Annotated in this window: 3 protein-coding genes and 4 pseudogenes; 3 read left to right on the forward strand and 4 right to left on the reverse strand. The window is 38.0% G+C overall.

What is annotated here, in order from left to right; genetic code table 11:
• The 3 pseudogenes from HMPREF2818_RS10120 to HMPREF2818_RS03040 form a co-directional block, all read left to right on the forward strand.
• A pseudogene (locus HMPREF2818_RS10120) lies at positions 1 to 133 on the forward strand (IS3 family transposase); the annotation flags it as partial.
• Positions 134 to 210: 77 nt separating this feature from the next.
• Positions 211 to 1,346, forward strand: a pseudogene (locus HMPREF2818_RS09730) (IS3 family transposase).
• A 39-nt stretch (positions 1,347 to 1,385) separates the two neighbouring features.
• Positions 1,386 to 1,625, forward strand: a pseudogene (locus HMPREF2818_RS03040) (integrase core domain-containing protein); the annotation flags it as partial.
• Positions 1,626 to 1,823: 198 nt separating this feature from the next.
• Here HMPREF2818_RS03040 and HMPREF2818_RS03045 read toward each other — a convergent pair.
• The 4 genes and pseudogenes from HMPREF2818_RS03045 to HMPREF2818_RS03060 all read right to left on the reverse strand — a co-directional run.
• Positions 1,824 to 4,292 (reverse strand): pneumococcal-type histidine triad protein, encoded by a 2,469-nt coding sequence (locus HMPREF2818_RS03045; protein ID WP_000754577.1) that lies wholly within the window; start codon positions 4,290 to 4,292, stop codon positions 1,824 to 1,826.
• Between the two features lie 12 nt (positions 4,293 to 4,304).
• A complete protein-coding gene (gene lmb, locus HMPREF2818_RS03050; protein ID WP_000715197.1) occupies positions 4,305 to 5,225 on the reverse strand; it encodes a metal ABC transporter substrate-binding lipoprotein/laminin-binding adhesin Lmb in 921 nt (306 codons plus the stop codon).
• 235 nt (positions 5,226 to 5,460) lie between these two features.
• Positions 5,461 to 8,913, reverse strand: a complete 3,453-nt coding sequence (gene scpA/B, locus HMPREF2818_RS03055; RefSeq protein WP_001227855.1) for a C5a peptidase ScpA/B — start codon at positions 8,911 to 8,913, stop codon at positions 5,461 to 5,463.
• Between the two features lie 536 nt (positions 8,914 to 9,449).
• A pseudogene (locus HMPREF2818_RS03060) lies at positions 9,450 to 10,646 on the reverse strand (ISLre2 family transposase); the annotation flags it as partial.
• Positions 10,647 to 10,677 lie beyond the last annotated feature (31 nt).

A 10,677-nucleotide genomic window follows, 5' to 3' on the forward strand; every position in this document is an offset into this window, starting at 1 on the left:
TATAAATGTTGTACAGAAAAGTGTTGCCTTTTCACTTAATAAAAGAAAGATTGAAGGAACACTTCTCTTTCATTCCGACCAAGGGTCACAATTTAAGTCCGGGGAATTTAGAAAAATAATTGATGACAACAATAGGCACTGAATCCCTAAAATGAGACAAAAGAAAAACACTCCTGTTGAAATTTAGTAAACTAGAAACAGGAATGTTTTATTATGGTTAAAAAAGCATATTCATGGGAAACTAAGCTGGCTTGCATCGATATGAAGAAAGCAGGCAAGTCTAACAGAGTTATTATGGAGACTTTAGGCATCAAAAATAATAGTCAAATCTATACTTGGATGAAATGGTACGAAAACGAGGAGCTTTATCGTTTTCATCAAGGTGTTGGCAAGCAATATACCTACGGTAAAGGCTTGGAACATCTGTCTGAAGTGGAACAATTACAATTACAGGTTGACCTCTTAAAAAAGTATCGAGGCTTGATAAGGAAATCGATAAAGTAAGTCTTATCAAGCTTGTGGAAGACTATAAAAACAACTACCCGATAGTTTTCATTCTAGACTGTTTTAAGGTCAAGCGGTCGACCTATTACCGTTGGAAAAAGGAGTATGAGAAGCCGCAAAAAAAGATGACCTTATTGAATTAATTGAACAGCTCTGTATGGAGAATCACTTTATTTATGGCTATCGTACCATTACACGATTGCTCAAAAAAATCCACGGATTGACTGTTAATACAAAGAAAGTCTATCGTATCATGAAAAATAATGGCTGGCTTTGTCGGACACGTACCAAGAAAGTTCCCAATTTGGGTAAAGCTTATTATTTAACAGATAATAAATTGAGTCGGGATTTCCATGCCGATAAGCCTAAGGAAAAGCTCGTAACAGATATTACCTACCTATATTTCGGTAACTGTAAATTGTATCTCTCATCAATTATGAATCTCTATAACCGAGAAATTATAGCTTACACTATCTCAGATTGTCAGGACACGGATTTTGTACTAGACACCCTTAATCAGTTAAAATTGCCTAAATAAAGGAGCAATCTTACACAGTGACCAAGGCTCAGTGTATACTTCTATGGCTTACTACCAGGCTTGCACGGAAAAAGACATTATCCGCTCAATGTCTCGAAAAGGAACACCTGCAGATAATGCCTGTATTGAATGGTTTCACACCGTCCTAAAGACTGAAACCTTTTATTTCCATAATAGGAGAAAATACAACAAAGATAGTATAACAAATATTGTTAAAAATTACATTACATTTTATAATGAAACTAGAATTCAACAGAGATTAAACGACCAGTCGCCTGTACAGTACAGAAAACTGATTGCCTAAAAGTGTTTTTCTTGCGTCTCACTATTAGGGTGCAGTGCCAATATCATGCATTCTTTTTCTAATCCTGGATATCCTTATGATAATGCCGTAACTGAAGCATTTTTCAAGTATTTAAAGCATAGACAAATCAACCGAAAACATTATCAAAATATCAAACAGGTTCAATTAGACTGCTTTGAATACATTGAGAATTTTTATAACAATTACAACCCACATACGGCTAATCTAGGACTAACCCCTAATCAGAAAGAAGAAAATTATTTTAACGCAATAAAATAACACAGTTTTCTGTCTACTTATTTGACATTAGTCCAAGAATCCTCCTCTTTTTTTACTATTCTAACATGGATACCATTTCTTTGCAAAAGAAAACCGCTATTATCCAACTTTTATCACTACTCGTTACATAGAATGACTTCAAAATCACCGTAACTTGCTTTGACAAAGCAGTGCTTTAACAATGAGATCTTCTTTTGGTTAAGGGTTTATTTGTTGAAGTGTCTTGATATCATAAGTTACCAATTCACCATTTTTATTATAAAATTGGACACCTTCTGGTTGGAAAATGAGATACTTAGGATCGATATTAGCTTTTTGTGCTAATTGATTGATATGATCTTCTAGGGTTGCTCTATCTAGACCATAGTCTGGTAAACTGTCTATAAAGTCATCTGATTCTTTTTCTTCTTTACTGGCTTCACTTGGCTGTTGGTTTTCATTGCTCTTATCTGCCTGTTGCTTTTCTTTGGGTTTATCCGTATCAGTAGCATCACCAGTATTTTTCTTTGCCAATAACTCTTGAGCTTGTTGCCACTCAGCTTGGGATAGATCAGATTTATTAATGGTTCTCAATGAACTGCCATCTGCTCTTGGGATGCTAAAGGAGCCATCTTTCCATACAAAAGTTTCTTTGGCCAAAACATCTCGTGGATCGAAAATATAGCCGTCTGGTGTTGCAAAACGACCTTCTGCTAGGGCTTTTTGAACTTCTTCAGCAGAATGGATAATTTGCCAGTTTGGCATACCAGCACGTTTATCAAGAGGCGTAACATTTGGAATGACCGAACCTGACTCTTCATGCCCTGGCTTAGACCATACATCCGGACGAACTTCGGGGTGTTGCATCACATACTTGACTGTTGCAATCTGATCGCGCGTCAACCATGAATACGGAACGACATGGATATGATCAATATGTGGGATAACAAACGAACTTCCAGTATCGTAAGTAGCATTACCAGCATGCATCGGCAGACTTGACACATCTACAGCAAGTCGTGGCTCAATACCTGTGTCAACAATGTCATAACGGTAATGCTTCTTATCTTTAAGCATTAGTTCTTGTTCGGCAAAGGCAATCTGAGTCAAATCAAGTTGATCACGAGCATAGAAATAGTCCTTACCATCTTTTGGCATCATATAGCCCACTTTACCATCTTTTGTTACTTTGCGACTCACTTTTTTAGTGTCAAAGAGTGGTTTTTCTTTGCCTTGTTCCTGATCCAAAGCAGCAGCAAGCTCATCAGCTTGACCTTTTGCTTTCACCCAGTTAGCGACCTCATCCAACTCATATTGTTCAAGTTCTCCAAATCCTATATAGTGGAAATGATCTCCGTGTTTAGCTGTAACTCCTGATTTATCCACTGAATGAATGGATTCTTTACTAAAAACATAAGCATCACTCGTATCATATGGTTTACCATCTAAGCCTTTTCCGTAAGCTTTGATGCGATGACCAAGAAAGGTATGTGTCACTTCTTTATCTGATGGTTTTGAGTGCTCTGAACCTGAGTCATTGTCCTCAGTTTGGCCAGCTAAGTATCGATCTGCTAATTCCATTTCAAGAGGTGATAACTGACTTCTTGGGATAATATGATAATGATCTCCATGAGGCACCACATACCCAAAAGCGTTTGATTTGATCACTTGAGTCGGTTCAAAAATCAACCCATCTTCTTCCACATGACGGTATTTCAAATCAAGACGGTGTAGTTGATCTAAAAGTTCCTTAAAGGTTTTTCCTTTAAACTCATCTCTTTGGTGTTTGTTTTGTGACGCATCATTTGGCCTAGGAGGCGCTGGATGATAGCCACCGTTATCTGGCTGATGACCTTGTCCAGGGTTAGGCGTCACATCAGGAATTGGGGCTTTCCTACGACCTGGGGCTGGTGTCGGGCGGTAATCAGACGGTCTAGCACCTCGACCTTGTTTTTGACTCCAGTAGGCTTGTGCAGCAGCTAGCTCACTTGGAGACAAATCCTTTTTAGGAATATAATGATAGTGATTACCATGAGGTACTAAATAAGCATCTCCTAAATCATCAATGATATCTGTCGGACTAAAAATATAGCCATCGTCTGTAGTATAGCGTCCTTGTCTTTTTGCTTCATTGACTGCCGCAACTTCTTCTTTACTGAGATGGGCCACTTGAGCTAAACCTTTTTCTTTAGCTTCTTTAGTTCCTTTGGCTACTTGCTCAGCAATTTGTTGTTTGGTTCGAATGTTTTTGCGCTTACTACCTGGCTTGAGGTAAACATAATAGTTGCCATTGACTTTAATAACGTAACCGTCTAAGATTTCATTGATAACGTCTGATTGTTTAAAACGGTAATTAGGATCCGTCATCAACAACTCTTCACTAATAATCGCATCATAAGGAACTTTCCCATTGTAAAAATGATAATGGTCACCGTGTGAGGTCACATAGCCTTGGTCAGTAATTTTGACTACGATCTGTTCAGCAGAGATGCCTTCTTCAGCACTGATTTGATCCATCGTTTTGTTTGTTTTAGGGGCTTTTGCCTTACCTTTGCTGTCATCAATATAGGCAATCTGATTGTCCTTTGTTGCTAGACCCATATGATGCTTACCAAGTTGGTAACTTCCAATATGAGTAGCTAGTAAAATGGCAGCAACTGAGCCGATATAACCATATGTTTTCTTCACTAATAATCTCCTTTACTTCAACTGTTGATAGAGCACTTCCAAATTTGCTCTAAGATTTTCTAGATATGTCTTGTTTCCGCTTGGAGCAGCTTCAAGTGGACTTAATGTCTTTACTTTAGCTCCTGTTGATTTCGCAATAGCATGAGCAATTTTGGGATTGACGTTGTCTTCTGCAAAAATAGTCTTGACGTTGTATTCTTTGACAAAGTCTTGAATTTCTTTCAATTGGCGAGGAGAGGGCTCTTGCTCTGGAGAAATACCCGAGATACCAAGTTGTTTCAAGCCGAATCGTTTAGCCAGATAAGAAAATGCCGTGTGTTGCGTCACGAATGTTTTTGAGCGCACCTTTTTAAATTTTTGAGTGTATTCTTCAGTTAGTTGCTCTGCTTCTTTTTTGAAAGCCTTAGCCTTTTTAGTGTAACTGTCTTTGTGTTTAGGATCCAAACGTCCTAGCTCTTTAGCGATATTAACAGCTTCCTCACCAGCTAAAACGGGATCCGTCCAGGTATGTGGGTCATAAAGTGTCGCAGGGTCAATGCCTTGTGTGACTTCCATATCTTCTAGCCCTTTGACTCTATCTAGTGTCAAAGGTTTTGACGCTTCAAACACATCAACCTTTGATTTTTTTAAATTAGGGTCTAGATCCCTTGCCCAAGCTTCTAAGGTATGTGAATGGTAAACAAACAAATCCGCGTCATAAATAGCTGCCACATCATTTACAGACGGTTCAAAGGAATGAATGCCTGCACCTGATTGGATCATCCTCACATCATTGAGGTCTCCAGATACTTCTTTTGTCATCGCATACATTGGGTAAAAGCTGGTTACAACTGACATGCCTTGCGTAGGCTGTTTGGGGTTTGCTGACTTATCACACCCTGCTATCATTACTAAACTCACAACCATAGCCATGAGAAAAAAACCTTTTTTCATAGTACCTCCTCAATTATAATTTAACCAGTTATTAACCAGTTAATTTTACTCCTTTATCAATGCTTTGTCAATGGCAACTACCATCTTTTATCACATCAACTGAAGGGATAAGCAAAAGGCAATTGTTGACAGCTATTTGTCCTAACTTCTTTTTGATGAGGTAGCACATATAAAAAAATAGAGAGAACCAAATTGGTTCTCTCTATTAAATAAGCTCTTATCAGTTTAAGTAATACTATTTTTTAGTTTCTTTTTGGCGTTTTGTTTTAAATATATGAGCTACTAATCCCAAGAAGAAAGTGGTCATAACTAACTTAAGGAGATGTAAACGATTTGTATCCTTGTCATTAGTCGTTGGTAACTGATCTCTTGTTGATGCTTTTGTAGCTAAAGCACGCTTAGAAGATCGTTTCTCTAGAGTACGAGAAGGTTGACCTTTTTGAGGAGTTTTACCTGGTGTTTGACCTGAACTATCTTTTTCTGGTTTAGTTTCTGTTTTTTTATCTGGTGTTTGACCTGAACCGTCTTGTTCTGGTTTAGCTTCTGGTTTTTTGTCTGGTGCTTGATCTGAACCGTCTTGTTCTGGCTTATTAGAGTGGCCCTCCAATAGCTTAGTCACTGGTGTATAAGTGATGTTACCAGCCATATCTTCAACAACATAAGTAAAGTCTGACATTTTCAATGGAACAGTAGCGCCTTCCATTGTTTCAGCCTCTTCAGGAAGAGTAAAGGTACCATCTTCATTTGGAGAAATATACTCTGTTGTTGGCAGATCCTCATCCATGTAAGTATAAGCAATACGCTCACGGTAAACCGGTTGGCTGGTTTTTGGTTTAGATGCAAGTGTCAAACGACGATCTTCTGTTGAGAATGTTGCCGATGTTGCGACTTCAGGTGTCGTATTGTCTACAATCACATCAAAATCAGTGTGTTGTTCTTTTGCACCTGAGCTAATCGGAGTGTAGCGGACACGATAGGTGTAGGTTCCGTTAGCAACAACTTTGCCGTCTTTATCTTTACCGTCCCAACGCGTTTTTTCAAAACGGGTTGAACCAAGTGTGCTTGCCAAGTCATTGTTGTAGTTTTTAACAACTTGCTCGGTTACCTCACTTGTCCAAACAACATTTCCTTCTTTGTCCAAGACTTCAGCCACAAGGTTTTTAGCATTACGCAAGAAAGTACCTTGGAATTGGACATAATCTCTGTTACCGTCCCCATTTGGAGAGATCGCAGCATATGGCTTGCCATTAGCGTGACGGTGGATATAGTAGTGGCTATCATCGTCTTGTTTTGCAAAAGTACCTGCAAAAATGGTTTCTGTGATCTCTGAAGATTCGATATCCTCTATGTTTTCAACCCCTTCTTTGACAGCTTTAATAATCGTCCACGGGTTAGACTCTGTGGTAAGTGCTGTAAAGTTATTTTTCAGAGCGTAAAACTGTAATCCATCACCATCTAATTGGTCTTTGGCATCACTATTTGCTTCATGATAGTAGCTGCTACCGTCTTTGCTATCATAGATTGGTTTTTCTAAGGCTGACAGATTGCCAAAATCACCTCGGAAACCAATATATGGAATGCTCATAAGCTCTTCTTTTTTAGGATCTTGTTTGAAACGAACAAAACCTTCTAAGAAATAGCCATTTTTCATTTGGGCAAGCAAGTCCTTGCTAAATCGACTAGCATCGATTGGAACGGTGACTTGTTTGCTGCTATTGGCTGGAATTGTGATTTTTTGCCATGATGTCTCATACAATGCTTTAGGAGCCAAGGCAAAGTGTTTTCCATCTACTTTATCTGTTTGAACAGTTGCTTGGTAATACAACTCTTGAGGTTTATCAGATTTGTTGTGAACTGTTACTGTTACTTCAAATTTATCAGAAACATTGTTCAGGTGAACCTTGCTTGAGGTATTATCCTTATCTGTCACATACATCGTTGCTGCTGAAGCTTTTTTAGCATCGACTGCTCCTGCTCCTTGTTGGCGAGGAGAAAAATAAGCTTTTTCATCTTCATCATATAAGGCAGTTGCTGAGCTCATCAATACTTTTTTAGCTAAATCAAGACGCTCTGATGGTGTCATATCAGGATACTGTGTCTCATACTGCTTTTGCAACAGTCCCATGATACCCGCTACTAATGGCGCAGACATACTAGTTCCAGAAAGTTTGGCATACTTGTTGTTAGCCACTGATGACAAAATATCTTGGCCGGGTGCTGCAATATCTGGCTTAATATTACCGTCAGCTGTCAGACCCCAGCTTGAGAAGCGGCTTAGTTTGGTGCCACTTGCTGTTGGCAATACCTTAGGTGTCGCATTGAAGGTGATGGTTTTTTGGGGATTGTCTTTTAATAAGAGACCATCTTTTCGACTGATAAAGGCCGCAGGCATCTGATCAACATTTGGCAATTCAATCGGGAAGCCCTTGTCCTGATTGTCATAGATCAAGACTCCTACAGCACCAGCTTTTTTAGCTTTTGCAATCTTATCTTTGAAATCAATATCGCCACGTTCAATAAGGGCAATCTTACCTTTGACATCCTTAAAATCATCCTCTTTCGTCCCTCGATTAGCATAAGCATAGTCGTAAGCCTTGTTTGGCTCAAAACGGTTTGTTGAAAGAACAGGCATTTCTTTATCTTGCTGATCGGCTGTTTTGACCGTAGCAGTTTCAGTGAGCTGTTTATCTGGGCTGTAAGAAGCAACTGTCAATGTTGAGTCTGCCGCTGCAGGTGTCCCAACCACCCCATAATCAGGATGATCTGCTAGAGGTAGACGGGTCTTGCCCCCAAAGCTACTATCATTACCAGCTGAGGTCACAATGCTAACACCTTTTGATTTGGCATAGTCAAAGGCTTTTTTGGTTTCGTCTGGAAGGTTGGCGTAAGCTAGTGCAGCATTACCAAAGCTCATATTAATCACCTTAGCTCCCAAGTTGATAGCATCTCTGATAGCTTGAGCGTAGTTACGAGCATAGTCTGCTAGTCCATTTACAATTTCGACACGCATCAAAAGCAATTGAGCCTCAGGCATCGCACCTTCTAGGCGGTAAGGTTCTTTCGTTTCAGATGGAGCATTTCCTGACAAGATTCCTGACACGTGTGTGCCGTGCTCTTGATCGACAGCGGTTTTACCATCTTTACTATAGTCATGGTAGTAAGCAACCTTATCATTGACCCACTCGCCATAGGTAATACCGTGCTCTTTTTTAGCTTTTTCAAGATCTTCTTTTGATTGGTAACGTGCTTTGGCTTTGTCTGTTAAGCGCCACGCTTCATGATTTTTATCAAAACCAGCATCAATCACTGCAACAACAGTCCCAGCTCCCTTGCCTGCTTTTTCCTGCAGGGTTTTGACCTGAGAAGGGTCGTTCAAATCCCTAATAGTCGCTTTTGAGGTTGCTGGTGTATCAGCAGTTTTAGCAGGAGCTTGAGGGGCTAGATCATTAGCGTCATCTGCTACTGTTTCTCCTGCATCACTAGGAGTTTGTGGGGTTTTAGTTTCCTTTGATGATGGTGCTTCCTCAGAAACCGCTGTTGGTTGTGGAGTTTCTACGGTTTGTTCGGTAGCAGGAGTGTCTTCTGTCACAGTATTTGCTTTGATGTCTGATTGTGCATTGAGCAAGATGCTCGTAGACATAAGCGCAATGGCAAGTTTATCAAATGGTAGTTTCTGTTTTTTACGCAATGTGTCGTCCTTTCATGATGAGAGACTTTGTCTTTATGACCATTAAGAAAAGAGAGAATCAAACGATTCTCTCCTAGTTATCCATCTGTGCGTGGAGAAATAAGGATAACGTCTTTTTTAAAGAGCAAACAGGAGGTTATTTGCATATGATACAGCTATTTTTCTTGCTTTTGTCATAATGATTAAATGTATCTCATTTATTAATTATATTACTAACATATTTATTATAAAACAAAGATTATTATTAGTAAAGGTCAGCTTTTTAAGAGTTGCTTATTTTGTGACCTCCTTAATCTCATTATTCTATCATAAAAGAGAGAACCGATCGGTTCTCTCTTGATGTTCACTCAGGTATGTGTCTGAAATTTTGAGATTAGTCGATACCTCATAAATTTAAGAAAACTTGAATTATTCTTAAAAAGACCAAAACAAGTATTTTTTGCTTTTCTTTAATATAATTATACTACTTTAGAAGATTTAATGCAAGTTAAAACATGCAAAAAAACGCTAAAAATAAAGGTATTTTTAGACTTTTTCTATTTTGTTTTGATTCCTGTTATACTCCATTTTCTGCCATTTTTTAGAAGGGGCTTAGAAAATTTATCTAATTCATCTGTCTTTTTAAAAAGTCGCCCTGCACTAAATGAACCTTCTTTATACTCACTGTATACCTTTCTCCAAGAACCGAAAAATAATTCTCGTAAACCGTTAGCTCTTTCAAATATAATCATATTTGCCATTGTGGAGATTCCCCACTTTGACCAATACATGCCACGTCGCTTCATTCTATACGTTATCTTTCTGTGTTGTGATTCCATGATACCAATACCACGATTTGAAAGATTTCTAAGATGAGCTGGTTTTATATATTTGAAATTATTTAATACTTTTTTCTTAAACTTCTGAAATTCTTGATCTTCAAGTTCATCACAAATCAGTGATTCAACAGTATCAAAAACTAATTCAAGCTTATCAGAATTATATTTTTTTACCGCATCTAAAGCAAAATCGGTTAATTCAATTGGATATTTTCTAAGGTATGAACTTAACTTTTCTTTAACATGATAGATATCCCAAAAATGCTCATGTTTCTTTACCTTAAGTGCTTTTCCTAATTCCTTAAAAACTCTACTAGTATAGCCTTTACCCATATCAGAGTTAGTGATTAAAATAGTATCGTCATCTACTTCATAGTTATTATAAATATAATCTAAAAGATTATATTTAGCTTTATCATAATTAAGCTGTAATATTTCGTGCTTGTCCTGCAATTCATATCTTTTAGTAGAAACTTTTTTTGAGCCTGTATGAATAACAAAATGTGTTAAATCTAAATACCTTCTTTCCTCTCTAGAATCTGTGCTTTTAATCATGACTCCATCACCCTCAACATACAGTTTTTTCACTTTTTTACGTTCGGGTGGCTCTTCCAAATAAAAACGATAGCGTTCTTTTTCTTTTAACAATTTTTCTACAAATTTTACTGCTTTTAAAACACAGTCTTTTGTTATGATTGTTTGCAAAGTGCTATCTATTACTTTGCAAACTTGACGATAAGGCATCATTGTAGCCAATTTTGCAACATGATATAAGAATTCTATTGAATATCTCTTATATTTTTCAAGACCTAACCACTCATCTACTGGTATTCTAGTTTCAAAGCCATTTGTCCAGCGACTCCTACTAAATGTTATTTCTCCAAAAGAGAAAACAACCGTACGTTCAGACTGTGAATAGGTTACACTAAACTAGACAGAAATTATA

This window comes from Streptococcus sp. HMSC076H09, from assembly GCF_001811765.1.
In the GTDB taxonomy this organism is placed as follows: domain Bacteria; phylum Bacillota; class Bacilli; order Lactobacillales; family Streptococcaceae; genus Streptococcus; species Streptococcus agalactiae.